26 protein-coding genes and 1 pseudogene are annotated in these 24,765 nt (G+C 68.8%); 15 read left to right on the forward strand and 12 right to left on the reverse strand.

What is annotated here, in order from left to right; all coding sequences use genetic code 11:
• The first annotated feature begins 3 nt into the window (after positions 1-3).
• The 11 genes and pseudogenes from AB0B64_RS15395 (at position 4) to AB0B64_RS15445 (ending at position 9,448) form a co-directional block, all read left to right on the forward strand.
• Entirely contained in the window at positions 4-870 is an 867-nt protein-coding gene (locus AB0B64_RS15395) for a sugar ABC transporter permease (protein ID WP_358177871.1), read from the forward strand.
• A complete protein-coding gene (locus AB0B64_RS15400) occupies positions 867-1,799 on the forward strand; it encodes a carbohydrate ABC transporter permease (RefSeq protein WP_358177873.1) in 933 nt (310 codons plus the stop codon). Before AB0B64_RS15395 ends, AB0B64_RS15400 begins: the two co-directional genes overlap by 4 nt.
• 3 nt (positions 1,800-1,802) lie before the next feature.
• Positions 1,803-3,323: a glycoside hydrolase family 13 protein gene (locus AB0B64_RS15405; RefSeq protein WP_357942408.1), complete on the forward strand. Its 1,521-nt coding sequence runs from the start codon at positions 1,803-1,805 to the stop codon at positions 3,321-3,323.
• A complete protein-coding gene (locus AB0B64_RS15410; RefSeq protein ID WP_358177876.1) occupies positions 3,320-3,847 on the forward strand; it encodes a carboxymuconolactone decarboxylase family protein in 528 nt (175 codons plus the stop codon). Before AB0B64_RS15405 ends, AB0B64_RS15410 begins: the two co-directional genes overlap by 4 nt.
• A 48-nt stretch (positions 3,848-3,895) precedes the next feature.
• Positions 3,896-4,273 carry a hypothetical protein gene (locus AB0B64_RS15415; protein WP_357942412.1) on the forward strand — a complete coding sequence of 126 codons (378 nt, stop codon included), beginning with the start codon at positions 3,896-3,898 and terminating at the stop codon, positions 4,271-4,273.
• Between the two features lie 145 nt (positions 4,274-4,418).
• The gene (locus AB0B64_RS15420; RefSeq protein ID WP_358177879.1) at positions 4,419-4,793 is read left to right on the forward strand and encodes a hypothetical protein; all 375 of its coding nucleotides are present in this window, start codon (positions 4,419-4,421) and stop codon (positions 4,791-4,793) included.
• Positions 4,794-5,018: 225 nt separating this feature from the next.
• A pseudogene (locus AB0B64_RS15425) lies at positions 5,019-5,423 on the forward strand (IS5/IS1182 family transposase); the annotation flags it as partial.
• A gap of 256 nt (positions 5,424-5,679) precedes the next feature.
• Positions 5,680-5,919 carry a TrfB-related DNA-binding protein gene (locus AB0B64_RS15430; protein WP_357942416.1) on the forward strand — a complete coding sequence of 80 codons (240 nt, stop codon included), beginning with the start codon at positions 5,680-5,682 and terminating at the stop codon, positions 5,917-5,919.
• 14 nt (positions 5,920-5,933) lie between these two features.
• On the forward strand, positions 5,934-6,977 hold the full coding sequence (locus AB0B64_RS15435; protein WP_358177881.1) for a hypothetical protein: 1,044 nt from the start codon (positions 5,934-5,936) through the stop codon (positions 6,975-6,977).
• 721 nt (positions 6,978-7,698) lie between these two features.
• On the forward strand, positions 7,699-8,862 hold the full coding sequence (locus AB0B64_RS15440) for a hypothetical protein (RefSeq protein ID WP_357942420.1): 1,164 nt from the start codon (positions 7,699-7,701) through the stop codon (positions 8,860-8,862).
• 208 nt (positions 8,863-9,070) lie between these two features.
• Positions 9,071-9,448, forward strand: coding sequence for a nuclear transport factor 2 family protein (locus tag AB0B64_RS15445; protein WP_358177884.1), 378 nt, complete (start codon positions 9,071-9,073; stop codon positions 9,446-9,448).
• A gap of 328 nt (positions 9,449-9,776) precedes the next feature.
• On the opposite strand, the gene AB0B64_RS15450 is transcribed toward AB0B64_RS15445, so the two are convergent.
• Positions 9,777-10,274 (reverse strand): DoxX family protein, encoded by a 498-nt coding sequence (locus tag AB0B64_RS15450; RefSeq protein WP_357942424.1) that lies wholly within the window; start codon positions 10,272-10,274, stop codon positions 9,777-9,779.
• A 21-nt stretch (positions 10,275-10,295) separates the two neighbouring features.
• Between AB0B64_RS15450 and AB0B64_RS15455 the strand changes: the two genes are divergently transcribed.
• A complete protein-coding gene (locus tag AB0B64_RS15455; RefSeq protein ID WP_357942426.1) occupies positions 10,296-11,072 on the forward strand; it encodes a hypothetical protein in 777 nt (258 codons plus the stop codon).
• A 6-nt stretch (positions 11,073-11,078) separates the two neighbouring features.
• On the opposite strand, the gene AB0B64_RS15460 is transcribed toward AB0B64_RS15455, so the two are convergent.
• Together AB0B64_RS15460 and sigJ are read right to left on the reverse strand one after the other, a co-directional pair.
• Complete coding sequence (locus AB0B64_RS15460; protein WP_358177887.1) at positions 11,079-11,897, reverse strand: NAD(P)H-binding protein; 819 nt, start codon at positions 11,895-11,897, stop codon at positions 11,079-11,081.
• The gene (sigJ, locus tag AB0B64_RS15465; protein WP_358177890.1) at positions 11,894-12,790 is read right to left on the reverse strand and encodes an RNA polymerase sigma factor SigJ; all 897 of its coding nucleotides are present in this window, start codon (positions 12,788-12,790) and stop codon (positions 11,894-11,896) included. Before sigJ ends, AB0B64_RS15460 begins: the two co-directional genes overlap by 4 nt.
• 163 nt (positions 12,791-12,953) lie before the next feature.
• Between sigJ and AB0B64_RS15470 the strand changes: the two genes are divergently transcribed.
• On the forward strand, positions 12,954-13,553 hold the full coding sequence (locus AB0B64_RS15470; RefSeq protein WP_358177893.1) for a dihydrofolate reductase family protein: 600 nt from the start codon (positions 12,954-12,956) through the stop codon (positions 13,551-13,553).
• 47 nt (positions 13,554-13,600) lie between these two features.
• Positions 13,601-13,954, forward strand: coding sequence for a hypothetical protein (locus tag AB0B64_RS15475; RefSeq protein WP_358177896.1), 354 nt, complete (start codon positions 13,601-13,603; stop codon positions 13,952-13,954).
• A 473-nt stretch (positions 13,955-14,427) separates the two neighbouring features.
• On the opposite strand, the gene AB0B64_RS15480 is transcribed toward AB0B64_RS15475, so the two are convergent.
• The 3 genes from AB0B64_RS15480 to AB0B64_RS15490 all read right to left on the reverse strand — a co-directional run bounded on the left by AB0B64_RS15480 (position 14,428) and on the right by AB0B64_RS15490 (position 15,873).
• Positions 14,428-14,892 carry a YdeI/OmpD-associated family protein gene (locus tag AB0B64_RS15480; protein ID WP_357942436.1) on the reverse strand — a complete coding sequence of 155 codons (465 nt, stop codon included), beginning with the start codon at positions 14,890-14,892 and terminating at the stop codon, positions 14,428-14,430.
• 123 nt (positions 14,893-15,015) lie between these two features.
• The gene (locus AB0B64_RS15485) at positions 15,016-15,429 is read right to left on the reverse strand and encodes a VOC family protein (protein WP_357942438.1); all 414 of its coding nucleotides are present in this window, start codon (positions 15,427-15,429) and stop codon (positions 15,016-15,018) included.
• Positions 15,430-15,531: 102 nt separating this feature from the next.
• Positions 15,532-15,873, reverse strand: a complete 342-nt coding sequence (locus AB0B64_RS15490; RefSeq protein WP_358177899.1) for a glyoxalase — start codon at positions 15,871-15,873, stop codon at positions 15,532-15,534.
• Positions 15,874-16,015: 142 nt separating this feature from the next.
• Here AB0B64_RS15490 and AB0B64_RS15495 point away from each other — a divergent pair, with 142 nt between their 5' ends.
• Positions 16,016-17,026, forward strand: coding sequence for a helix-turn-helix domain-containing protein (locus AB0B64_RS15495; RefSeq protein ID WP_358177902.1), 1,011 nt, complete (start codon positions 16,016-16,018; stop codon positions 17,024-17,026).
• 61 nt (positions 17,027-17,087) lie between these two features.
• Here the strand turns inward: AB0B64_RS15495 and AB0B64_RS15500 are convergent, their stop codons facing one another.
• The 6 genes from AB0B64_RS15500 to AB0B64_RS15525 all read right to left on the reverse strand — a co-directional run bounded on the left by AB0B64_RS15500 (position 17,088) and on the right by AB0B64_RS15525 (position 24,693).
• The gene (locus tag AB0B64_RS15500; protein WP_357942444.1) at positions 17,088-17,564 is read right to left on the reverse strand and encodes a hypothetical protein; all 477 of its coding nucleotides are present in this window, start codon (positions 17,562-17,564) and stop codon (positions 17,088-17,090) included.
• Between the two features lie 11 nt (positions 17,565-17,575).
• Positions 17,576-17,818, reverse strand: a complete 243-nt coding sequence (locus AB0B64_RS15505; protein WP_358177904.1) for a hypothetical protein — start codon at positions 17,816-17,818, stop codon at positions 17,576-17,578.
• An 84-nt stretch (positions 17,819-17,902) separates the two neighbouring features.
• Positions 17,903-18,898, reverse strand: coding sequence for a LacI family DNA-binding transcriptional regulator (locus AB0B64_RS15510; RefSeq protein WP_357942448.1), 996 nt, complete (start codon positions 18,896-18,898; stop codon positions 17,903-17,905).
• Between the two features lie 169 nt (positions 18,899-19,067).
• Positions 19,068-21,923, reverse strand: coding sequence for a BTAD domain-containing putative transcriptional regulator (locus tag AB0B64_RS15515; RefSeq protein ID WP_358177906.1), 2,856 nt, complete (start codon positions 21,921-21,923; stop codon positions 19,068-19,070).
• A gap of 87 nt (positions 21,924-22,010) precedes the next feature.
• Complete coding sequence (locus AB0B64_RS15520; protein WP_358177909.1) at positions 22,011-22,901, reverse strand: serine/threonine-protein kinase; 891 nt, start codon at positions 22,899-22,901, stop codon at positions 22,011-22,013.
• A gap of 43 nt (positions 22,902-22,944) precedes the next feature.
• The gene (locus AB0B64_RS15525; RefSeq protein ID WP_357942454.1) at positions 22,945-24,693 is read right to left on the reverse strand and encodes an N-6 DNA methylase; all 1,749 of its coding nucleotides are present in this window, start codon (positions 24,691-24,693) and stop codon (positions 22,945-22,947) included.
• Positions 24,694-24,765: the final 72 nt, after the last annotated feature.

Here is a 24,765-nt window from a genome sequence, read left to right on the forward strand (position 1 = left end):
TGAATGCGTGTCCTCAGGCGCAATCTGACGGCCTACGGGTTCCTGTGCGCGGCGCTGGCGTGCTTCGCGGTGTTCGCGTGGTACCCGATGATCAGGGAGTTCGTCCTCAGCTTCCAGAAGACCACCCTGGTCAACCCGCCCACCTGGGTGGGACTGGACAACTTCCTGACCGTCGTCCAGAACCCGGCGTTCGGCAAGGCGTGGCTGAACACCGTGGAGTTCACGGCACTCGCCCTGCTCTGCGGCTACGCCGTGCCGTTCGTCATGGCGCTGGTGCTCAACGAGTTGCGCCACGCCCGGGCCTACCTGCGGTTCGTGGTCTACCTGCCGGTCATGCTGCCGCCGATCGTCGCGGTGCTGCTGTTCAGGTGGTTCTTCGATCCCGGGCCCGGGCTGTTCAACCAGCTGCTCGACTTCTTCCACCTGCCGGCGCTGGCCTGGCTCGACTCCTCCTCGACCGCGCTGATCTCCCTGGTCATCGTCGCGACCTGGATGAACATGGGCAGCGCGACCCTGATCTACCTGGCCGCGCTGCAGAACATCCCGCCCGAGCTGTACGAGGCGGCCGAGCTCGACGGGGCCGGCATCTTCAAGCGGATCAGGCACGTCACCATCCCGCAGACCCGGCTGATCCTGCTGCTCATGCTGATGCTGCAGGTCGTGGCCACCATGCAGGTGTTCATCGAGCCGTACATGCTCACCGGCGGCGGCCCGGAGGACGCCACGATGACCGTCGCCTTCCAGATGTACCAGTTCGCGTTCACGCTCCAGGACTACGGCGCGGGCGGCGCGCTCGGCATGATGCTGATGATCGTGCTCCTCGCCTTCGCGGCCTTCCAGCTCCGGCTGACTCGGGAGGACAAAGCATGATCTCCGTCGGTGCCCGGGCGTCGACTACCGGGAGGCGGCGGGAGAAGAGAGCGCCGAAGCGCATCGAGGTTCAATTCCGGACCATTGTCTCGCCTCATCAGCTCAACAGCAGGTGGGGACGGCGCATCTACTGGACCGTCCTGATCGCGGTCGTGACCGGCTCCACCCTGGTCTTCGTCTTCCCGCTCTACTGGATGATCACCGGCGCCATGAAGACGGGCGAGGAGATCGCCCAGATGCCGCCGACCCTGTTCCCCGCCCACCCCACGTTCGACGCCTTCATCGAGGCGTGGGACCTGTTCGACATCGGCGTACTGCTGAAGAACACCGCGTTCTACGCGCTGGGCGCCTGGCTGTTCTCCATGGCCGTGGACGTCGCGGCGGCGTACGCGCTGTCGAAGCTCCGGCCGATGTTCGGGAACGTGGTGCTGGGCGCGATGCTGGCCACGTTGATGATCCCGCCGATGGTGGTGATCATCCCGCTGTACGTCACGATCGTCGACCTGCACCTGCTGAACAACGCCTGGGGCCTGTGGTTCCCCGCGGCGGCCAACGGCTTCAACATCTTCCTGCTCAAGCGCTTCTTCGACTCCATCCCACGGGAACTGGTCGAGGCGGCCCAGATCGACGGCGCCGGACCGCTGCGGGTCCTGTGGTCGGTGATCCTGCCGATCTCCAGGCCGATCCTCGGCGTGGTCTCCATCTTCACCATCGTCACCGCCTTCAAGGACTTCCTGCTCCCGCTGCTGGTCATGACCGACAGCGAGAACATGACGGTCAGCGTCGGCCTGTCGCAGACCGCCGGCGCGGTGAGCCAGAACCAGATCATGGGCGGCCTGGTCATCTCCAGTATCCCGATGATCATCGTTTTCTTCATCTTCCAACGGCACATCATGGCGGGCCTCACCGCCGGGAGCATTAAGGGATAGCGCATGTCGCAAACGTGGTGGCGGGGGGCCGCGATCTACCAGGTCTACCTGCGCAGCTTCGCCGACGGCAACGGTGACGGCATCGGCGACCTCGCCGGGCTGCGCTCACGCCTGCCGTACCTGAAGGATCTCGGCATCGACGCCATCTGGCTGAATCCGTGGTACCCGTCGCCGATGGCCGACGGCGGCTACGACGTGGCCGACTACCGGGGCATCGAGCCGGTGTTCGGCACGCTGGCCGAGGCGGAGACGTTCATCCATGAGGCGCACGAGCTCGACATCAAGGTCATCATCGACGTGGTGCCGAACCACAGCTCCACGGCGAGCGCCTGGTTCCAGGAGGCGCTGACCGACCGCGGCGCCAGGGACCGGTTCTGGTTCCGCGACGAGCCGAACGACTGGCAGTCGATCTTCGGCGGGCCCGCCTGGACACAGGTCGCCGACGGGCAGTGGTACCTGCACCTCTTCGCCCCAGAACAGCCGGACTTCAACTGGGACAATCCGGCGGTCCACCGCGAGTTCGAGGACGTGCTGCGCTTCTGGTTCGAGCGCGGCGTCGACGGCTTCCGGATCGACTCGGCGGCCCTGCTGTTCAAGTCGGACACCTCGTACGAGGACCTCGACGAGGTGCACGAGGTCTACCGGCGCTGGCGCGAGGTCGCCGACGAGTACGGCGACCGGGTGCTGATCGGCGAGGTGTGGCTGCCCGACCAGGAACGCTTCACCCGCTACCTGCGTCCCGACGAGCTGCACACCGCCTTCAACTTCGACTTCCTGGCCTGCCCATGGGAGCCCGCCGAACTGCGCCGGGTCATCGACCTCACGCTGACCACGCACGCGCCGGTCGGCGCCCCGCCGACCTGGGTCCTGTCCAACCACGACGTCACCCGCCCGGTGACCAGGTACGGCCGGGCGGACACGACGTTCGCGCACGGCGGGCGCCTGCACGGCATGCCTTCCGACCCGGAGCTCGGCCACCGCCGGGCCAGGGCGGCGGCCCTGCTGGCCATGGCGCTGCCCGGCAGCGTGTACGTCTACCAGGGCGAGGAGCTCGGCCTGCCGGAGGTCGAGGATCTGCCCGACGAGCAGCGCCAGGACCCCATGTACCACCGCTCGGGCGGCACCAACCGGGGCCGGGACGGCTGCCGGGTGCCGCTCCCGTGGGCGGGCGACGAGCCGCCGTTCGGCTTCGGCTCTGGTGAGGCCCCCACCTGGCTGCCGCAGCCCGAGAGCTGGCGCAAGGTCACGGCCGAGGCCCAGTCGGCCGACCTCGGCTCGATGCTCAACCTCTACCGCACCGCGCTCGCCCACCGCCGCGACCTCCTCGGCGACGGCACGCTCACGTGGCTCACGATGGGACCGGACGTCCTGGCCTTCACCCGGGAGTCCGGCCTGACCTGCGTGTCCAACCTCGGCACGGCTCCCGTACCGCTGCCGCCGGGCCGGGTGCTGCTGACCAGCGGACCCCTGGAGGACGGCGCCCTGCCGTCCGACACGACCGTCTGGCTAACATCGCTGGCGTGAAACGCCTGCCGTCCAAGCCACCCGCCCACCTCGACACCGACGCACTGGCCCTCTACGAGAAGATCATCGCGGGCCCGCGCGGCACCTCGATGCTCGACGACGAGGGCGGACTGATCGGCCCGTTCAACGCGATGCTGCTCAGCCCGCCGGTGGGCGACGCGCTGCAGGAGCTCGGCGCGGTGATCCGTTACCGCTCCATGCTGAGCGCCCGCGCCAGGGAGATCGCGATCCTGGTCGTGGCCGGCCACTGCGACAGCGCCTTCGAGCAGCGCGTACACGAGGAGATCGGGCGCGGGCTCGGCCTGACCGACGACGAACTCGCGGCACTGCGCACCGGCGCGCCGCTGGACCTGCCGGATCCGGAGGAGGCCGCGGTGCTCGGCGTCACCAGGGCGCTGGTGGCACGGGCCGACCTTGACGACGCGGAGTACGCGCGGCTGGGGGAGCGCGTGGTGTTCGAGCTGACCACGCTGGTCGGCTACTACACCACCCTGGCACTCCAACTGCGTGTCTTCCGCGTCTAGGCCGTTGAGCCGTCCGAGCCGTATGTTGAGATCAACGAAAGGGACAACATGCATCGAACGGCCACAACCTGCCTGACACTCGCTTTCGCCGCCATTACCGCCGTCCCCATCTTCGCCGCTCCAGCATCGGCCGCCGCTCCGGCCGCGACCGCGGCCGCGAAGCCGCCGAACGTACGCGCGTGCTTCGACGGGAAGTGCAAGATCACGATCACCAAGGCGGTGAAATTCCGCATCTCCAGCCGGTACGGCTTCACCCGGCTGTCCATCGCGCGAGTCGGTTCCGGAATGGTGAAGGTGCAGGGTACGGGGCCCGGCGTCTCCTCGACCGTGGTGCTCGGCTCGGGCGGCCGGGGGACGATCAACAACCTGTCCGTGAGGGTGTCGGTCACCCAGAAGTCGGCGACCGTCCGCCTCGCCCCACGCTGACCCGACGGCTATTGCACCACGCTGGCACTCCAGCTGCGTGTCTTCCGCGTCTCGGCGTTCTTCGCGTCACTACCCTTGGTAGCTGATCAGTCACATCGGGTCGCTTGACCTCGCGAAGACCATCGAAAGGGACAACATGCATCGGATGGCCACAACCTGCCTGGCGCTCGCCGCCGCCACTGTCGTCGTCTCCGGCGCGCCCGTCGCCGCGGCTCCGGCTTCGGCCGCGACCGTGGTGGCGAAGACGGACGACGACGTCAGCGAGTGCTTTGACGGTAAATGCAAGATCACCATCACCAAGCCGGTGAGCTTCCCCGTCTCCAGCACCCTTGGCTTCACCACGCTGTCGATCGCGCGCATCGGCGCCACGGTAAAGGCCGAGGGGACGGGGCCCGGCGTCTCTTCGTCCACGCAGCTGAGCGCGGGCGGCAACGGCTCGGTCGGTGCGCTGTCCGTACGAGTGCTGTCGATCACCCGGAACTCGGCGACCGTCCGCCTCGCCCCCTCCTCGTCCCGCTGACCACCCGCGCCCGGCCATCGTCAGGCACGTGTGCTGGGCGCGTAGGGCGCGAGCCCCTTCGCGGCTGGCTCGCCCAGCATGCGCGTTCAGCCAGGCGCTCAAGTATGCCGCCGGATGGCTGCGGCACATGCTCGCCGCTCTAAGAGGTGCTAACAGAATGAAGTTGGCCGCATCCTCACGGCGATGATGGTCGTTGTAGTGACCTGCTGGCGTCGGCTGCGGGACTGGCATCAGGCCGGAGTGTGGGACCGATTACACCAACTCCTCCTGGTCGAACTGCATGCGGCCGGCCAGTTGGACTGGTCCAAGGCGGTGATCGACAGCTTGCACGTCAGGGCGCTCAAAGGCGGCCCAAAACCGGACCGAGCCCGGTCGACCGCGCTAAACCGGGCTCGAAACACCATGTCATCGCCGACGGCGGCGGGCTCCCGCTCGCGCCCCAACCTGCTGTACGCCGACCGCGGGTGCGACCATGACAAGTGCCGTCGCCTGGTCTGGCGGATCGGCATCAAGCCCGTCATCGGCCGCCGCAACACTCCACACGGCTCTGGGCTGGGCGTGCATCGATGAGTCATCGAACTCACCCTGGCGCTGCTGCACTGGTTCCGCAGGCTGCGGATCCGCCGGGAGGTCCGTGACGGCATCCACGAAGCCTTCATGACCTTGGCAGTCGTGATCATCTGCTGACGCCGCCTCACCCGCTGATCATTCTGTTACCCGACTTGGTTCACGATCAAGGATTTTCCACTGGCGCGTCACTGTGACCTGCAGGTTCGTGGCTTGTGGCGGATAAATATACGCACTAACACGAGGCCATAAGGCGGCCCGATGTCGCATATGACAACCCTTGGTTGTCATGACAACCCTTGGTTGTCATTATGGACTCGTGATCAAGCACATCGAATCGGCGGCTCACGCTGCACTCCTCGCCGAGCTAAAGCAGGTCCGCGCAGCAGCGATCGAGCACGCCCACGCGGCGCGGGAGCTGTCCCGGCAGCGCCGCCGGCTGATCGACGCATTGCTAGCCGAGGGCTTCTCGCAAGCCGATCTAGCCAGAGAACTGGGGGTGACTCGCCAGGCGATCCAGAAGATGGCCGCGGCCGGTCAGGACGGGCCGCACCGATGATTCGACAGCGCGGGGTGGTCTACGACGTCGGACGTTCGATGGGCTCGCTGTCCATCAACTGGCGGCCCGACTACACACAGGCTCTGATGCGCCGGGAACTGGACATCATCCGGACCGACCTGCACGCCAACGCCGTGCGACTGGGCGGCCGTGCCCCCCGCCGCCTGCTGGCGGCCGCCGACTACGCGACATCCATCGGCCTCAACGTGTGGCTTGGCCCCGAGTTGTGGAACGCCACGCCGCAGCACACGCTGCGCTACATCACCGAGGTCGCCGCCGCGGCTGAGCCGCTGTTCCGACGCCGGCCGGACCGTCTGACCTTCAGCATCGGCAACGAGCTCACCCTGCTTATGCGCGGCATCGTGCCAGGCCGCAGCCATGCGCAGCGCAGTCGTTCACCACGCCTCCGCGAAGTTGTGCTGTCCCGGCAGGACACGCTACGCGCATTCCTGGCGGAGGCGGAAGCCTCGGTACGTCGCGTCTACAGCGGCCCGGTCAGCTACAGCGCTCTGCCGTTCGAGCGAGTCGACTGGGACCATTTCGACGTTGTCGGCGTCAATTATTACCGCCAGCAAGCCTCCACCACCGACCAGTACCTGGCCAAGATCAGCCGGCTCCATGCCACAGGGAAGCCTGTCGCCATCACTGAACTCGGGTTCGCGGCCTGCCGGAACGCCGACGACCCCGAATTCCTCAGCACCTTCAACGCGGCACCATTGTCCCTGCTGGGAATGCATGTACCAGTCCTGAGGCAGCTCATCCGGCCGCGGGTGCGAACGGTACACCACCGAGATGAACAGGCTCAGGCCAGGCTCCTCATCGACCAGCTCCAGCTGCTCGACCATGTCGGCGTCGACCGGGCGTTCGTCATGAGCTTCAGCTTCCCGCTCGCGCCCTACAGTGAGGACCCGTGCCACGACCTCGACGCCACGGCACTCAGTATCGTCCGCGCCCTCCGTCGGGGCCAGCACGGCACGACGTATCCCGACGTTGGCTGGGAACCCAAAGAGTCTTTCCATGCCGTTGCGCGCTATTACCGCCAGCAAGAGGCCGGATGACGTTCTCCGCGCCGGCCCAGGTGACCGCCTCAGCTGTCCGAGCCGCTGAGTTCGCACAGATCGAGTGTCAGGCCGGAACCACATCATTACCGCCGCCGACCTTCTCTCAGGCGACCTGCACCAAGCACTCGACTGTGTGCACAGCGATCCCGCTGCGCACTAATTGAGCCAACTCAGGGCCTGCGCATCCACTGGGAGATCCGAGACGACATCCACGAGGCCTTCATGACCCTCGCCGCCGCGACCACTGCTCGCGCCGCCTCACCCGCTGATCATTCTGTTAGGAGTTCTAAGCACCCAGCGCGGCCAAGGTTTCCCGGAGCCAGCCATCGGGGCGGCCGAGCTGGTGACCGCCGGGGTACGGCTGATCGCCGTCCCGGACGCCGGCCACAACATCATGATCGACAACGTCGAGGTGTTCACCCGGGAGGTGAGCGGCCTTCTCGCGAGATCGTGAGCAGGTTGACCGGCCCGCCGGCCCGCCGCAGTGCCGCGCCTCGAGTCACACCCGCCTTCATCTACTCATACCTACGGCAGGCACGGCCGCCACCGCCTGGAACGGTCCCGGTAGGCACCAAATTTCGGGCAGGTCTGGGGAGTTCTCCCGAGCGGATCGGGATCCTTCCATGAGGCTCGGCACCGGAGACCGCAGGGGCGTCGGGGGACGTTCACACGCCGCGGTCCTCAGGTCATTTCCGGAATGCCCGGAAGGGGATTGCACGTGCCTCAACCATGCTCACGCCAGACCGCGGGGGCCATCGCCCTGACGCTGGCCGCCTCCGGCAGCGCGGTGGTGATCCAGCCGCTGGCCCCGGCCCCGGCCATAGCCGCGAGGGTGAACGCCACCTGCGCCAACACGGCCACCGATGCAAGGAGCATCCAGGCCGCCATCGACGCCTCCAGGGAGGGCGACGAGGTCGTGTTCAAGGGCCCGTGCCTGATCAACAGGACCATCACCCTGCGTGGCCGCCGGACGTACCGGGGCGACGCCAAGGCCGGAACGGTGATCAAGCAGGCCGACGGCGCGAACCTGCCCGCCATGCTGGCCTCGGAGTCCTGGGTCACCGACCAGGCGTACAGCTCCGACCCCGTACGCATCGAGCGCCTGACACTGGACGGCAACCGCGAGCACAACACCGGCACCGTGGGCCTGATGCTGCGCTCGTGGGACAGCCGGATCTATGACGTGGACATCCTCGGCACGCCCAGCGACGGCATCCGCGTCAGCAACCCGTCCAAGAACGGCACCCGGCTCCGCAACACCATGGTCAACAGCGTGATCAGCGACGTCTACATCGAGCGGGCGGGCGGCTCCGGCCTCAAGGTGGTCGACCCCGGCAATGCGGTGACCGACTGGACGTTCCAGCGCTCGTGGATCGGTTTCAGCGGCGAGAGCGGCGTCGACGCGGAGAACTCGGCCGGATGGACGTTCAGCGACCTGCACCTGTACGCGACGCCGAAGCACGCCATCGACGCCCACCGCTGCTTCGGCACCTCCATCCGCAACAACTACATCGAGGACTTCGGCACCAAGGCCGCCGCGAGGCAGACTTATTACGGCATCCGCTGCGACCTCCAGGGCGAAGCCGGCACCACGATCTCCAACAACCGGATCCACAAGTTCGGCAACATGACCCAGTCGAGGACAACACAACAGGACGCCCGCTTCGTCTTCCTCGCCCTCGACGATGTGAACTACGGCAAAGGACACGCCGCCGTGACGGGCAACACCATCCTCGGCCATGGCACCAGGCAGGAGACCGGCCTGCTGTTCAGGAGGGGCGAGGGCAACGGGATGTCCATCGCGTCGACCGGCAACCTGGTCGACAACGTCGGCATCCCACGCTCGATCGGCCCCGGCGTACGGCTCACCAGCGGGTACTGACCGTCCCGGCCATGTAGCTGGCGGCAGACGCTCGACCCGCGCCGCCTCGGCGTCGTGTCGTTCGAGTACGTGGCGCCGCGCACCTAGGGAAGGGCAAGTCCTTCCCAGAGGAGGCGCGCGTTCTCCCTGACGTGCTCGACCCGCATGACCATAGGATCTTGATCGTTCGGCTCGGAGAACGGCTGGCAAGGCGGAGAAACGAGGCGGAATGAGGCCACAAGCCGAGGCGATACGTGACATCGAGCGGCAGCGCCTGCGTTCACTGGTCAAGGGAGACATGGAAGTCGCGGACGTTCTGCACGCGGATGACTATCAGCTGATCACTCCGCGCGGCATTGCGCTGTCTAAGGCGGAGTACCTGGGCGAAATCGCTTCGGGGCAACTTCGCTACCAGGTGTTCGAGGCCGTCTCGGACATCGTCGTACGCAGCAGCGACGAGATGGCCATCCTGCGGTACCGCGCGCGGATCGACGTTTCCGCGGATCACGGAGACCTGCTATCCCTTACCTGCTGGCATACCGATTGCTACGAGCTGCGTGAGGGACGCTGGCAGGCCGTGTGGTCTCAGGCAACCACAGTGGACTGATCTCTTCAGGGCATCCTCCCTGAGCCCAGTGGTGAAGCGGCACGCCCGCTGAGCTGACCTTGGTGACAGAAACGGCTTGCAGGTATCGCGAGTGGCCACCCGGCGTCAATCCAAGGTTGACGATAGCCAATCGTCAACCTATGGTTGACGCATGACGTGCGCAAGTAGTTCGCGTTCCAGAAGAATGCTGTGCCAAGGCCCCTCATGAAAGACGGGCGCCCGGCCTTTTCCGCAGCCTTCCGCTTCACCCTTGTCGCCCTGATCCTGATCGCCATGGTGATCGGAGCGCTGTGACGAAGCGAACGCGGCCGTCCCCGCCTGGAGGAGGTCAGGCGGCCAGCGCGCGTATGGTCACGAGGGCGACCACCAGTGCCAGGACCAGGACGTCGACGGAGATCATCGTAACCGGGTCGGCGACCCGCACTCTGCTGACGATCGCGCCGATCATCAGCACGATCAGGCCGATGGACGCGGCCAGGCCGAGCACCGGCAGTGAGAGTCCGACGAGGAGGCCGACGCCGCCCGCCGCCTCACAGAAACCGATCGCGCGCCACAACTCTGGCTTGACGCCCAGATGATCGCGAATGGCCAGCGACTGTGGAACGCTCCCCAACTTCATCCCGCCCGTCACGATGAACAGGAGGCCGAGCAGTATCGACAAGACGATGGTCGCGATGAGCATCGAAGTTCTCCAGGAATCGGCGGGTGTGTCCTGACCGCTGTCGATCATCGACCTCAACGCGGACAACTTTGGCGAAAGTTCCAGGCATTTCGAAATGGACCGATCGCCGATCATGTCTGGATAGCGTCCTTCTCGCTTGATCATCCACTTTCATGGGGGAACAGAATGAGAAGAACGCCGATGTACATCGGTGCGCTGGCGCTGGCGAGCACGATGGCCGTGGCCTCGGTCTCGCCAGCGGCCTGGGCGGAGGCGAAGCGCTCCTCGGCGGCGGTGAGCGCCGACCGTACCGTATGGCTGAACCCCGGTCAGACGTTGAAGGCCGGCGACTCCGTACGCTCGTCCAACGGCGCCTATGGCCTGCACCAGCAGGAAGACGGCAACCTGGTGCTGTACCGGGGGAGCACGCCGCTGTGGAGCAGCCAGACCGGCGACAGCCCCGGCGCGTTCGCCGCCATGCAGACGGACGGCAACTTGGTGGTCTACCGGGGGAGGACGCCCCTGTGGGCGTCCAACACCGGAGACAGCCCAGGTGCCCGCCTCGCGGTGCAGGACGACGGCAACCTGGTGATCTACGACGGCAAGACGCCGGTGTGGAACCGCCATGCCACGATCAGCGTGCTCGCCCCGGGCTACGCGCTCAAGCCGAACCAGTACGTCCGCTCCCGCAACGGCGACTACCAGCTCGTCCAGCAGGAGGACGGCAATCTGGTGCTCTACCGCGCCCGCCGGGCCCTGTGGAGTTCCAAGACCGGAGGCAACCCCGGGGCCGTCACCCAGATGCAGAAAGACGGCAACCTCGTCGTCTACCTGGGCAAGACGCCGCTGTGGAACTCCGAGACCGGCAAGAACCCCGGGGCGAGACTCGAAATGCAGGACGACGGTAATGTCGTCATCTACGACGGCAGGACGCCGCTCTGGTCCACGAAGACGGGCCGGTAGCCCGGATCACCGCCGGAAGGCGTCAGCATTGTCAGCGACCCACTGGGCGAAGGTGCGCGGGGGGCGGCCGAGGATCCGCTCCACCTCGCCCGTGATCGGTACGGGCTTCCCGATGCTGTCCGCGAAATAGCTCAGCAAGGAGTCGACCTGCTCCTTGCGCACCCCGTGCGCCATCATCGCCTGCGCGGCCATGTCCGGGCTGATCTCCTCATACCGCAGCGGCCGGCTCACCACCGAGCCGATGATCTCCACCTGCTCGGCGAAGGACAGCCCCTCCGGCCCGGTCAGCGTGGGCGCCTGCCCCAGCAGGTCGTCCCCGAGCAGCGCCCGTACGGCGACTGCGGCGATGTCCGCCTCGTGGATCGGCGAGGTACGAGCCTGGGCGTACGGTCCGCGGACCACGTCTCCGGCCTGGAGCTGGGGCGTCCAGCGCAAGGAGTTCGCGGCGAAGGCGCCGGGGCGCAGATGCGTCCATTCCGGGACGGCGGCCTCAACCGCCATCTCCAGTTCGCGGTGGATCGCGGCGTTGCTGCCTTCTTCGGGGTCCTCCTCCTCGGCGACGATCAGGGCCGAGACAGTGACGACCCGCCGTACCCCCGCCGTCCTGGCCGCCTCCAGCAGGGCGGCGGAGCCGCCCGAGATGTTCAGGACGAGGGCGGTCACGCCGTCGAAGTCGGGCTTGGCGCTGTCGCAGGCCTCGACTCCCTCAGGGAAGCGGGCCGTCTCGGGGGTACGGGTCAGCGCGCGTACCTTCACACCCTTGGCGGCCAGCTCGGCGACGAGCGGACGGCCGATGTTGCCGGTGGCTCCGGATATCAGAATCATGCGGTTCCTCTTTCCAGGTGGGAGAGTTTGTCGGGGTTGGTCACGGCGTAGATGCCGCATACCTGAGTCCCGTCGGGGACGAGGTCGAGAACGATGACCGCGAACGTGGTGTCACCGGACAGCAGCAGCGCCGACGGATCGCCGTTGACCGTCCGGAAGCGGATGTTGAGATCATCGACAGGATGCCGGGTGGCGTTGCCGACGATCAGACGGGCGATCTTGTCCCGCCCGTGGAGCGGCCGCAGCCCGGCGGCCCGTGCCTTGCCCCCGCCGTCGGCCCACATGACCACGTCCGGCGCCAGGACCCGCATGAGCGCGTCGAGGTCACCGCCGGCCACGGCCGCGATGAACCGCTCCGTCACCTCCTGCCGGATCCGCGGGTCGGCCTGGTAGCGCGGGCGGCGGGCGTGTACGTGCTCGCGGGCGCGGTGAGCGAGCTGGCGGATCGCCGTCGGGCTGCGGTTCAGGATGTCGGCGATCTCGGTGTGGGCGTACCCGAAGACCTCGTTCAGTACGAACACCGCCCGTTCCAGCGGGGTGAGCGTCTCCAGCACCACGAGCAGTGCCATCGACACCGACTCGGCCCGCACCGCCGGATCCACGACATCGGGCTCCTGGGTGATGAGCGGCTCGGGCAACCAGGGACCGACGTAGTCCTCCCGGCGCCGGCTGATGCTCTCCTGCCGGGCCAGCGCCCGGTTGACGGCGATGCGCACCAGGTACGCGCGTGGATTGACGATCTCCTCGCCCGCCTCGCTCCTGGGCGCCCAGGCCAGCCAGGTCTCCTGCAGCACGTCCTCGGTGTCGGCGACGCTGCCCAGCATGTTGTAGACGATCGAGAACAGCAGCTCGCGATAGCCGGTGAAGACGCTGGTCGCCTGCTCGCTCACCATGTGTTCCTCCCACGTTCCAGGGTCACCAACTGAGAGCGGCAGCGCACCCGGGAGTGTGACCGGATCCCGGAAAATGTGACCCGCATCTCACTGGACCATGTAGAGAACAGGCGGGCGGCTCCGACTTCCCCATGAACAGGCACCCAACATAGGAGGTAGCGAGATGAGCAAGGTCACCTGTGACATCGCGATGTCCGTCGACGGCTTCGTAGCGGGACCGAACCAGAGCCTGGAGAACCCGATCGGCGAGGGCGCGGAGCAGCGCCTGCACAGCTGGATGTTCGACGAGCCCGAGGCGCACGCGGCCGTGATCGAGGGCATCACCGCGGCCGGGGCCTTCATCATGGGCCGCAACATGTTCGGCCCTGGCCGGGACGCCTGGGACATGGACTGGAACGGCTGGTGGGGCGACGAGCCGCCGTACCACGCGCCGGTCTTCGTCCTCACCCACCACCCGCGCGAGCCGTTGCCGATGAAGGGCGGCACGGTGTTCACCTTCGTCACTGAGGGGATCGAGGCGGCTCTGGCCCAGGCCCGCGAGGCCGCCGGGGACCGCGACGTCGCCATCGCGGGCGGCGCGCTGACGGTGAACCAATACCTGGCGGCGGGTCTGATCGACGAGCTGCGCCTGCATGTCGCGCCGGTGATCCTCGGCCGGGGCGAGCGGCTGTTCGACGGCGTCGGGGACACCAACCTTGAACCGGTTGGCGAGGTGTCGGGCACCAGTCTGGTCACGCACCTGAAGTACCGCGTGGTCCGGTAGCGGCGAGGCTTGCATCCGGTACTTAGGTCCAGGTTTACCGTCGAGGTATGACGCACCAGGACATAGCCCTTGGCCAGGAGTGGGTTCCTTCGGCGTGCACACTGCCCACCGCTGAGCAGCCGCTGCGGGTGGCCGAGTTCGACGCGTTGTTCGCCGAGGTCGTGCGGGCAGTCCACCGGCCGGACCCTACCCGGCTGCGGCTGGATCTGATCTTCGCTGCGGAGAACGCGGCCCGGGCCGCTGAGCTGGCGGCCCGGGAGAACGGCTGCTGCGCCTTCTTCACCTTCACGCTCACCATCGCCGACGGCGCTATGTGCCTGGAGGTTCGGGTGCCCGAGCAGCGGGTCGACGTGCTGGACGCACTCCAGCGGCAGGCCGACGCGGCTGTCTCGTCGGCGTGAACCCGCAGGTGGCTGGACGACCGATCATGAGAGGCTTTTTCGACGGCGGCAGCACGGGCCGGGGCGTGGTGGCTGACGGGGGGCACGTATGTCGCATGAGATTCAGGAGCCGTTCCTGCTCACCGGGCCGGTCGCAGGGCGTGCCGGGGTCAACCACCAGACCCTGCGCACCGGGGAGGGAGGTGCGCAAGGCGGTCACCGTCGAAATGGTGGCGGCGGGGGTTGAGCAGCAACCGAGCGGCCAGTTGCGGGCCCGGCTGGTCGCGAGGGTCCGGGACGAGACGACGAAGCGACGCCTCCACCGAGACCACCCAGCTCTACACCCTCCTCGCCGACGAAGTCGCCGACGCCGAGATCCGCGCCGCGCGGCACGCTGACTGGGTCGAAGACAACAACCACCCACATCGGAAAGACCAGTCACGATTGGCGACGCCCGCCGAGCTCACCAACGTGACTGGCCGCTTGGTTGCTGCTCAAGCCCCGAGGGTGGAAATGGCCTTCTCGATACGCCGCCGACGTGTCTCGGGCTTCTTCGCGCTCTCGATTGCACGCACGTGCTCGCGCTTGTGGCTGTACGCAAGATTGTCGTACGCGGCGCGGGCGACGGGGTCCTCGTCCAGGGCGCGGGCGAAGTCCTCTGGCTCGACGACGACGCGCGGCTCGGTGTCGAGCTCCAGGTCGACCTCGACCTCGTCGCCGATCGCAACACCCGCGGCCCGCCGGTTGGCATTGCTGAGGCCGAGCAAGTGGCGGCCGCGCAGGAGGGCGACCCGGCTCTTCCAGGAATGCCCGTTGACTGTGATCGTCACCGGCGGCCGCGTGCCCCCGCCGAGCGCTGCTACCACCTCGGACGGAACTTCTAGACCCCGCATGGGCTCAGGTGGCTCAACGTAGGCCCGAAACTTCATGATCTTCTCCTGTTCGTCCTGCCGGTTCACCGCGGATCCCGCCCGGGCGGCTCCGACCGCCGCTCCCGCTGCTCGCACCCGGGGTCACAGCCGTCCGGGACGGCAGCGGCACGCGCCCCGCCGTCCCGGACGGCTGTGAGGCAAAGATCGCGGCTACTCCGCGTAGGGCTGGTCGGTTCCTTGGGCGCTGTAGCCCAGACTCCAGATGTAACCGTCCGGGTCGGCGAAGGTGCCGCCGTACCCGCCCCACGGCAGAGCGCCTGCGGGCTTGAGGACCGTGGCGCCGGCCTTCTCGGCCTCCGCCATGATCTCGTCGACTCGCGCCTCACTACGGACGACGTAGGTCAGAACCAGCCCGCTGAAGCCGCTGCCTTCCTGATCCGTGCCCACCTGGTTGGCCAGGCCTTCGCGGCCGTAGAAGCCGACGGGCGAGGCGCCATCCGATTCGAAGAACACCGAGATGCCGTAGTCGCTCTGGATCTTCCAGCCGAGCCCCTCGGTGTAGAACTGCTTGGCCCGGTCCATGTCCCGGACGCCAAGAAGGATCGAGCTGACGTGTGCCTTCATGTCTTACTCCTTGGTTATGTGGTGCATCGGTGGTCCAGGCAGGGCCCGGGACGCCACCCCGGCGCGTTTGTTCGCCGGTGAAACTGGTCGCGAGCGCGATGCTCACTGGTCCTGCAGGAGGCCGAGGTCGTTGCCGTCGGCATCGGCAACGGTGGCCACCAGGCGGCCGCCGCCGACGTCGGTGACGTCCTGCCGCAGAACGGCCCCGGTGGCGAGGAGGCGCCGCAGGGTCTGCCGGATGTTCTCGACCTGCCAGTAGCAGACCGGTCCCGCCATACCCTGCCGATGCCCGCGGGGGTTCAAGCCGATCTCCTGATCGCCGGTCCGGTAACCGACGTAGTAGACCTCGTCCACGTAGGGCTCGACCCCGATGAGCGGGGTGAACACCTCCTTGGCCTTGGTGAGGTCACTGACCGGATAGATGATCATCTTCGCGGTCGGCACGATGTCTCCGCTCTCCTTGTCGCCGTTGTGAACACTTGTCGCCGGTGTGAACAACGGTATGGATCGCGGCGCGCCGGTGATGAGGCCAGAACGCGCCACGAACGGATCCGAATCCGCCAATGCCTGCCCTAGGGTGCAAGGCGTGACAAAAGGGTCCATGCCTCCCCATGTGGTGCGCCTTGTCCTCGAAGCGGCGAGAACCGCGGGTGTCTCCGAGGAGGAGCTCAAGCGTCTCCCCGGAGTAGGTGTCCTCGACCAGGAGGGCATCCGCGTGCCGACGAAGATGCTGACGCGCGTCTGGGAGATCTCCTCCGCCGCATTCGCCGAGGCAGGGGGTGCTCCCCGGGTTGCCCGGCTGTGGACTCCCGGCCGGTTCCACGTCTGGGACTACGTCATCAAGTCCTCGGCCGACCTGACCGAGGCATTCGAACTCGCGGCACAGCACATTCCCGCCATCACCGACCCCCACAGCGCGTTCATCGTCCAGCAAGACCCGGCGGGCCGCCTGACCGTTGCCACCCGGCCGGTCTCCACCTTCGGCCGCGTCGGCGAACTGATCGGCGAGTTCGTCCTGGGCCTGCTGATCCAGCAGGCCGGCACGGCGCTGGGCCGCCCAGTCACGCCCGTCGCCATCACCGTCGCCGGTGAGCCACCGCGATCGCGCAGCGACCTCCTCGACATGTACGGCACGACGGACGTCCAGTTCAACGCACCGGTCTCATCGGTCACCTTCTCCGCCCCCGACGCGACCGCGCCGCTGCCCGGCGCCGACCCTGCCCTGGCGGCCATCGTGCGTGACCATGCCGTCCATACGGTCGCCAACGCCAGGCTGATCCTGGGCTGGCTGGACAAGGTGCACGCCGAGATCGCCGCGAGCTTCGCCGACGGACCGCCGGCGCTCGACAGGGTCGCCAAGCGGATGACCATGAGCTCCCGCACCTTTCAGCGCAGGCTGCACGAGGAGGGCACCAGCTGGCGCGAGGAGGTGGAGAAGGTCCGCGAGGCCGAGGCCACCCGCCTTCTCCGCGACACCGGACTCACCATCGACACGATCGCCACCCGCGTCGGCTACATCGACGTGCGAGCGCTGCGCCGCGCCTTCCACCGCTGGTACGGCCGCACCCCCGCCGACTTCCGCCGCGAACGGAACTGACCCTTCGATGTGTTCACCTTCGTCACCGCCGGGACCGAGGCGGCTCCGGCCCACGCTCGCACTATTCCCGGGCCGCACCCTCTGGCCAGATCACGACCACCTTCACCCCGCGCGTCCTGGCCTCGGCGACCGCCTCAGCCGTCCCGCCTGCCCCGGTCCCCGGCCGGCCATCCCAGACGGCGACTATCTCGTCCACAGATCCGAGCATGGCTTCATTGGCCGCCTCGTACGCACCCCTGTTCGCGTGATCGAAATCCATGACGCGGACCAGCTTCGCGACGTCCATCAGCCGGTCGAACTGCTCGGCGTGGTCCGCCTTCACCTTGGCCTGTCGGTAATCGCGCGACGGAAGGACCACTTCAAGTGTCCCGCCAGCTGCCAAGACGGCGTCGGCGAACAGCGAGTCGGCGCCGCGAGCGATGCAGGACACGCCCGTCAGGTCGTCGCCCACCTGCGCGAGGTGCTCGCGAATCGCTGCGAACACGAGGGAACTCGTGCTTTCAGTCAGGTTCATGTGGCCGGTCACGCCGATCCGCATAGCCATACCCTTCACGTCAGGTGATCCCTAGCGGCCAGTGTGTCGCGGATCTGCTGGCTCAGGCCCGCCCCCGCAGGATCATCGCGAGTCTTGACCTCAAGGTAGAACTCGCGGAGTTGCACGCGCACTCGATCTGACTGGACCTGTCCGGCTGTATCCGTCGCGGCGCTGCCTACGGAGACGGCCTCATCGAGGTCCCCGTTGATCAGGTGCGCGAAAGCCAGCCCTACCTGATCGAGGGCGAGGCTGCGCATGCTCGAACGCTGGCGCAGTCAGCCCCCGGCAACACAGCCCGAAGCCCCAAAGCGCGAAGCGCCCCATAGGGGAGGTCATTGCCTTCAGGCGGATTCGCGGACGACCAGCTCAGTGGGCAGGATGATGGGCTCGGCGGAGCCGCCCGTGAACAGGCCCAGCAGCAATCGCACCATGGCCGCCGCCTGTTCGGGCACCGGGTGGCGCACCGTGGTCAGCGGGGGTTCGGTGTACTTCGCGGCCTCTATGTCGTCGAAGCCCACCACCGCCACGTCGTCCGGCACCCGTCGGCCGGCCAGGCGGAGTGACTGCAGGGCGCCCACCGCCATCAGGTCGTTCGCCACGAAGACGGCGTCCAGACCCGGGTCGTCGCCCAGCAACTGGCGCATGGCCACCGCGCCGGACTGCCGGGTGAAGTCGCCCACCGCGACGATCGAGCGGCGGTCGGAGTCGCGCAGGATGTTGCGGTAGCCCGTGAGGCGGTCCTGGCCGCCGATCATGTCCTGGGGGCCGGCGATCGTGGCGATTCGGCGTCTGCCCGCCTCGACCAGGTGGCGGACGGCCGCCTCGGCGCCGCCCACGTTGTCGTTGTCGACGTACGGGATGTTGACGGGTACGGCGGGCCTGCCGTACGAGACGACCGGGACGCGCAGGCGGGACAGTGCGGTGGGGAGGGGGTCGGCGCCGTGCATGGAGATGAGCATGACGCCGTCCACGTGGCCGCCCGCGATGTAGCGCTCCACCCGCGCGTGGCTCTTGGGGGAGGAGGCCAGCATGAGGACGACCTGCTTGTCGGCCGCCTCCAGCTCGACGCTGGCCGAGCGGATGGCCGTGGCGAACAGCGGGTCCTCCGAGAACACCCTGGTCGGCGGTTCGGAGACGACCAGGGCGACGGAGTCGGTGCGCTGGGTGACCAGGCTGCGCGCCGCCGGGTTGGGTAGGTAGCCGAGCTCGTCGATGGCGCGCAGGACGGCGTCGCGGATGTGCGGCGCCACCGTCGTCTGCCCGTTGACGACCCGGGACGCGGTGGCGCGCGAGACCCCCGCGCGGGCGGCGACCGCCTCCAGCGTCGGCCGCCTCACGACCGCACCACCGTCTCGGCGCGGACGCCGACCGAATCCACGGTCGGCCGCACCGTCTCAGCGAGGAAGTTCGCCATGTGGGAGAGCACGGAAGGAATCTACAGGCCGTTCCTGCGGATCACGCCCCGCTACCACAGCGCACTGTCCTTGGGTACCCGAGCCGGCGCCTTCAGGCCGGGTCGCGGCGCAGGCGCTCGACCATCTCGGCCGCCCTCGCCCGCCAGATCGGCTCCTCGACCTGGTCAAGACAGAGCCGGAAGTAGTGCAGCGCCTCGTCGGGCCGGTCCTGCTTCAGGCTGACCTCGCCCCGCGCGTAGAACGTCATCCCCTGCCCATGGCCGTCGCCCGCCTGGGCGAACATGGCGGCGCACCGGTCGAGCGTGGTGGCGGCGAGCTCGTACCGGCCCAGCTCGGAGTACGCCTGGCCGAGCCTGCGCAGCGCCATCCGCTCGCCGGTGCCCCAGCCCAGCTCACGGCTGGCCTCGATGCTCGCCTCGTAGTGCCCGATCGCGGTCTCGACCTCGCCCAGCTCGAAGTGCGCGATGCCGAGCACGCGGCGGAACCTGATCGCGAAGTCGGCGAAGCGCGGGTCGGCCGCCAGCTCCAGACCGCGCCAGCAGGTCGCTATCGCCAGGTCGTACTCGGCCCGGTCGAGGTGGATCCCGGAGGTCGTGACCAGCGCGCTGATCAGCCCGTTGGTGTCCCCGTACGCCTCGAAGAGCGGCAAGGAGCGGGTGACGAGCGTGAGAGCGCTTTCGTGCCGGCCGGAGATCAGCTCGCAGATGGCCAGCGTGGCCAGCGCGTACGCGACCGCGTGCCGGTCGCCCACGCCCTCGAAGTAGTCGATCAGCAGCCGCAGCTCGGGCTCGGCCAGCGCGGTCCTGCGGCGGTCGGTGAGGATGTCGGCTCTGACCAGACGGATCAGCATGGTCGTATGGGTGTCGCCGGTTCGTTCGGCGACGTTCTCCAGCAGGCCGATCGCCTCGGCGAAGAAGCCGTGCGCCACGAGGAACGGCGCCAGCCGCTGGGCGAGCTCGGCGGCGGTGACGGGCTCGGCCAGCGCGACGGCGTCGGCCAGCGTCTTGCGCTCGGCGTGCAGCCACGCCCGCTGCCAGCCGCCGTCCACCCGCGCGGACTCCACGGGTGGCGGCACGCTGTCCATGGGCGGCCTCATGGGCGGTGGGTACTCCAGCGCCGCCGCGCGTACTCGGGCCAGGCACTCCTCGACGAATCCCAGGAGCGCGGCGGCCCGTCCGGCCGGGCTCTCCTCCGCCTCCGCGCGCTCGCGGGCGAAGGCGCGCAGCAGGTCGTGCATGCGGTAACGGGGCTGGCCGCTCTCGTCCACCTCGTTCGCCGTGACCAGCCCGGCCAGCGCCAGCGTCTCGACTGCGGACTCCGCCTCGCGCCGCGGTACGCCCATCAGCGCCGCCACGCTCCAGTCCGCGGCGCTCTCCAGCCCGGCCAGCCCCAGCAGGCGGAACGCGCGGCGCGCGGGCGCGGACAGCACCTCGTAACTCGCCACGAAGTGGGCCCGCACGTTCTGGCCGCCGAGCGCCAGCTCGTCGAGCGGCGCCCCGGTGACGGCCAGTCGCGCGGCGAGGTCCTTCAGCGACCAGGCGGGCCTGGCGGCCAGCCGGGCACCGGCGATCCTGACGGCCAGCGGCAGCCGCCCGCAGGCGTGCAGGATGGCCCGCGCCGCGTCGGGTTCGTCCCGTACGCGGGAGCCGCCTGCCACGCTCTCCAGCAGTTCCCGGGCCTCGCGCTCCGGTGGCACGCCCAGCGAGACCGCGACCGCGCCGGGCAGCGCGATGAGCGGACCCCTGCTCGTCACCAGTACGGCGCAGCGCGGCGTGCCCGGGAGCAAGGGCGCCACCTGGAGCCCGTCGGCGGCGTCGTCGAGCACCACGAGGACGGCCTTGTCGGCGAGCAGCGACCGGTAGAGCGCGGCCCGCTCGGCCACCGTGTCGGGGATCGAGTCGCCCTCGACGCGCAGGGCCCGCAGCAACTCCGCCAGCAGCGCGCCGGGCTCCTGCGGCGCCGGCGAGGCGCCGGAGAGCCGCAGGTAGAGCTGGCCGTCGGGGAAGTCCTCGCGCAGCAGGTGCGCGGCACGTACGGCCAGGGTGCTCTTGCCGACCCCCGGCGGTCCTGTGACAGTGACGATCGGGAGGGCGGTGGGCGTGATCTCGGGGCGCAGGAGCGTGGTGATGGCGGTCAGCTCTTCGGACCTGCCCACGAAGTCGGCGATGTCGGCCGGCAGCTGGCAGATCGCGCCCCGCTGCTCCGGTCTGTTCGCGGACGGGGTGCCGGACAGGACGGCGGCCTGGAGCAGCCGCAGCTCGGGTCCTGGCTCGATGCCCAGCTCGGTGACCAGCGTCTCGCGGGCCTGCCGGTAGGTCTCCAGCGCCTCGGCCCGCCGGCCGGAGCGCGCCAGCGCCAGCATGAGCTGCTGCCAGGCCCGCTCGCGCAGCGGCTGCTCGGCCACGAACACGCGTAACGCGCCGATCACCTCATCGTGCATGCCCAGCTGGAGCCGCAGGTCGGCCCAGTCGGCGCGGACGTCGGCCAGCCGCTCCTCCAGCTCGGTCAGCCGGGGGGTCATGGCGTTGCCCAGCGAGGCGTCCTCGGCGGGCCGGCCGCGCCACAGGGCCAGGGCGTGCTCGAGCCGCCGGGCGGCCGACGCGGGGTCGGATTCGACCCGGGCCCGCCGTACCTCGTCCTCGAACAGGAGCAGGTCGAGCTCGTCGGGCGCGGCCTCGAAGAGGTAGCCCGCGCCGCTGGTGTGCAGCCGGGCCTCGGGCTGCAGCGCCCTGCGCAACTGGGCCACGTACGTCTGGAGGTTGGCCACGGCGGACGGCGGCGGATCGTCCCAGACGGCGGCTATGAGGCGGTCACGGGAGACGGTCGTGTTGACGTTGAGCAGCACGGTGGCCAGCACGGCGCGCTGCCTGCCGCTCAGACGGATGTGGCGCCCGGTCGCGTGACGTGCGCGAACGGGACCGAGGACGCCGAAGATGGCATCAGCCAACGGGCTCCGCTCCCTGCTGTAACCATTTTGTGGCGATTGTATGGGGACTTAACAGATTTCTTCCCATGAACGAGCAGAGGATTTCGGCTAGTCACTAAGGACGCGGCCGACCATCCGCGCGTACATCCGGCCCGGACTCGGCGACCTGGCCAGGAAGCCGGGCAGCATCGGCAGCCCGACGGCGAACGGTTCCAGCCGCTCGTACAGCGTGTCGGCGTCGGCGGGACGGTTGCCCGGTGTCTTCTCCAGCAGCCCGGCCAGGAGCGCGCCCAGCCCGTCCGGCAGGCCCGGGATCGCGGGCGGGCGCTCCTTGACCTGCTTCTCGAAGACCACGTAGTCGGTCGGCCCGGTGAACAGCTGCCGCCCCGTCAGCATCTCGTGCAGCACGCAGCCGAGCGCGTAGAGGTCGCTGCGCGGCTCGGCGACCCCGTGCTGGATCTGCTCGGGAGCCATGTACGCGGGCGTGCCGAGGATCTGGCCGATCCTGGTGAACGTGGTGACGTCGGCGTCGCGCAGCAGGGCCAGGCCGAAGTCGAGCACCTTCACGCTGCCGTCGGGGCAGAGCATCAGGTTGGTCGGCTTGAGGTCGCGATGGCAGATCGACAGGGTGTGGGCGGCCGACAGGACCGCGCACGCCTGGGCCGCGATGGCGGCGGCCCACGGCACGGGCAGCGGGCCGTGTTCGCTGACCACGTCGGCCACCGTGACGCCCTCGATGAACTGCATCACCTGGTAGAGACGCTGCTCGTGGGCGCCGAAGTCGTAGAGCACCGGGGCGCCCGGATGCTCCAGCCGGGCCAGGATGCGGGCTTCGCGGATGAAGCGGCGTTCGAGCTCTTCGTCGGGGCCGCCCGGCAGGTGGAGCAGCTTCACCGCCACCCGGCGATCGAGGTGGCGATCATGACCCGCGTAGACGGCGCCCATGCCGCCCTGACCGAGCGGGAGATGGTCGAGCACATAGCGGTCACCGATGACCATTTGCCCCTCCCAGCCCCGCCTTTTCCCGGAAAAAGCTACACCGTCAGGACTGCGGACGCAGGTGGCCGTCGGTCAGGCCGTCGAGGCCGAGGCGGATCAGCGCCTGGCCGAGGGCCGAGGTCTCGCGCAAGGCGTCTTCGAGCACGGCCAGCTGCCGGAAGGCTTCGCCGTAGGACTTCTGGTCCTTGAGCGACAGGCGGGGCAGGCGGGTGCGGCGCACGTCGAACCGGCTGGAGCCGGTGGTCGCGCGCCCGCCGGCCGCCCGCAGGTGGCCGGCCAGGAAGTCGGGGTCGAGCCGGCGCGCGTCGACCCGGTAGAGCGTCAGATGCGGGCCGAGCACGCAGCCGCCCTCGGTCATCACCCGCACGCTGGAATAGGAGGCCACCACGTCGCCCGGCTGGATCGGGACGAGCCCCTGCTGCGCCGGAGCCCGGCCGGAGGCGGCGCCACCGCCGGTCACGTCGTCCGCGGTGAGCATCGGCAGGTCGCCGCCGCCCGTCGCCATCTTGGGCGGCGCCTGCAACGTGGTCAGCAGGCCCTCCTTGATCAGGTCGCCGACCGTGGTGACGGGCTGGTCGAGCGGCTCGTCGAGCACCTTGAGATCGGGCGGGGTGGCCGCCGCGGCCAGGAACCGGTCGCGCGCCTCGGTGAAGGCCCGGCCGAGGTCGTCGCGGCGCTGGTGGCGGGCCGGGGTCATGTCCACCTCATCGGCCAGCAGGTCGATGATGCGTACGGTCTGGTCGGAGCGCTCATCGAGGTAGGCCCGCCACGCGGGATCGACGATGGACAGGTCGGCCGTGGCGTCGACGATCAGCACGTCGGAGGGCGGGCGCTCGCCCGCGGCCGGGCGGCGCAGCAGCCACAGGTCGGAGCCCGTCAGCGCGATCACGGCGCGCAGGGCGCCGGCGCGCAGCAGGTTGGCCCGGATCCGCCGCCCCGCCTTACGGCTGGCCGCGGCCGGGGGCATCAGCACGGCCACCATGCCGCCGGGCCTGACGTGGGTGAGGCAGTGCTGGACCCAGGCCAGCTCCGGCTCCCCGCGCGGCGGCAGGCCGTACTCCCATCGGGGGTCGCCGGTCAGCTCCTCGTAGCCCCAGGCCCGCTCGTTGAACGGCGGGTCGCAGACGACGGCGTCGGCCTTCACGCCGGCGAAGCCGTCGTGGCGCATCGAGTCGCCGGGCACGACCTCCGCCTCGGCGCCGCGCAGCCGCAGCCGCGCGGCGGTGATGACCGCCGAGGTCTCGCTGAGGTCCTGGCCGAGCACCTTGACCGCCCCGGAGTCGAGCAGGAGCGTGCCGACGCCGCAGGCGGGGTCGAGGATCGTCGCGTCGTCGGTGCGGACCAGCCCGACCATCAGCTCGGCCACGTCGTCACGCGTGACGGACAGCTGCCTGGAGTGCGCCTCCAGGTAGCGCTCACAGAGGAATTCGTAGGCGGTGAGCGGATCGTGCTGCTCGGCCAGCTCGGACACTAGCCCGGCCAGCTCGGGCTCCAGCTTGCTCTCGCCCGTGGTCAGCAGCACGCCGGCCTGCGCGACCAACTCGCCCAGCCGCAAATCGCCGGCGGCTTTCAGGCGTTGCCACACGCGATCACCCAGCGAGACCTGGTAGGACTTCCCATAGCGCCGCAACCATGACTCGACCTGGCGCAGCGAGAACAACGGTTGATTGGCGGTGCCGCCGATGGGCAGTGGGAAGTCGTCGTGGCGGCGGCGCCAGTTGCTCACCGCGGCCCGCCCGACACCGGCGAGCCGGGCTATGTCCCCGGCGTTCACGGTCGGGTCGTGGGTCATGGAGCCCACAGTAGTTCACAAGAGTCTTCAGTGCATCTGCTTGTGAAGTCTTTCAACCAATGATTTACTGCT

It is taken from the genome of Nonomuraea sp. NPDC049129 (assembly GCF_040648495.1).
Taxonomy (GTDB): domain Bacteria; phylum Actinomycetota; class Actinomycetes; order Streptosporangiales; family Streptosporangiaceae; genus Nonomuraea.

What these genes read in the sequence shown, in the direction of transcription:
- AB0B64_RS15505 (WP_358177904.1), bottom strand. Translation starts at nt 17,818, where the DNA reads ATGCGCAGCCTCGCCCTCGATCAGGTAGGGCTGGCTTTCGCGCACCTG.
- AB0B64_RS15485 (WP_357942438.1), bottom strand. Translation starts at nt 15,429, where the DNA reads ATGAAGGCACACGTCAGCTCGATCCTTCTTGGCGTCCGGGACATGGAC.
- AB0B64_RS15475 (WP_358177896.1), top strand. Translation starts at nt 13,601, where the DNA reads ATGACGCACCAGGACATAGCCCTTGGCCAGGAGTGGGTTCCTTCGGCG.
- AB0B64_RS15400 (WP_358177873.1), top strand. Translation starts at nt 867, where the DNA reads ATGATCTCCGTCGGTGCCCGGGCGTCGACTACCGGGAGGCGGCGGGAG.
- AB0B64_RS15395 (WP_358177871.1), top strand. Translation starts at nt 4, where the DNA reads ATGCGTGTCCTCAGGCGCAATCTGACGGCCTACGGGTTCCTGTGCGCG.
- AB0B64_RS15520 (WP_358177909.1), bottom strand. Translation starts at nt 22,901, where the DNA reads ATGGTCATCGGTGACCGCTATGTGCTCGACCATCTCCCGCTCGGTCAG.
- AB0B64_RS15455 (WP_357942426.1), top strand. Translation starts at nt 10,296, where the DNA reads ATGAGAAGAACGCCGATGTACATCGGTGCGCTGGCGCTGGCGAGCACG.
- AB0B64_RS15450 (WP_357942424.1), bottom strand. Translation starts at nt 10,274, where the DNA reads ATGATCAAGCGAGAAGGACGCTATCCAGACATGATCGGCGATCGGTCC.
- AB0B64_RS15405 (WP_357942408.1), top strand. Translation starts at nt 1,803, where the DNA reads ATGTCGCAAACGTGGTGGCGGGGGGCCGCGATCTACCAGGTCTACCTG.
- AB0B64_RS15470 (WP_358177893.1), top strand. Translation starts at nt 12,954, where the DNA reads ATGAGCAAGGTCACCTGTGACATCGCGATGTCCGTCGACGGCTTCGTA.
- AB0B64_RS15415 (WP_357942412.1), top strand. Translation starts at nt 3,896, where the DNA reads ATGCATCGAACGGCCACAACCTGCCTGACACTCGCTTTCGCCGCCATT.
- AB0B64_RS15445 (WP_358177884.1), top strand. Translation starts at nt 9,071, where the DNA reads ATGAGGCCACAAGCCGAGGCGATACGTGACATCGAGCGGCAGCGCCTG.
- sigJ (WP_358177890.1), bottom strand. Translation starts at nt 12,790, where the DNA reads ATGGTGAGCGAGCAGGCGACCAGCGTCTTCACCGGCTATCGCGAGCTG.
- AB0B64_RS15460 (WP_358177887.1), bottom strand. Translation starts at nt 11,897, where the DNA reads ATGATTCTGATATCCGGAGCCACCGGCAACATCGGCCGTCCGCTCGTC.
- AB0B64_RS15500 (WP_357942444.1), bottom strand. Translation starts at nt 17,564, where the DNA reads ATGCGGATCGGCGTGACCGGCCACATGAACCTGACTGAAAGCACGAGT.
- AB0B64_RS15420 (WP_358177879.1), top strand. Translation starts at nt 4,419, where the DNA reads ATGGCCACAACCTGCCTGGCGCTCGCCGCCGCCACTGTCGTCGTCTCC.
- AB0B64_RS15525 (WP_357942454.1), bottom strand. Translation starts at nt 24,693, where the DNA reads ATGACCCACGACCCGACCGTGAACGCCGGGGACATAGCCCGGCTCGCC.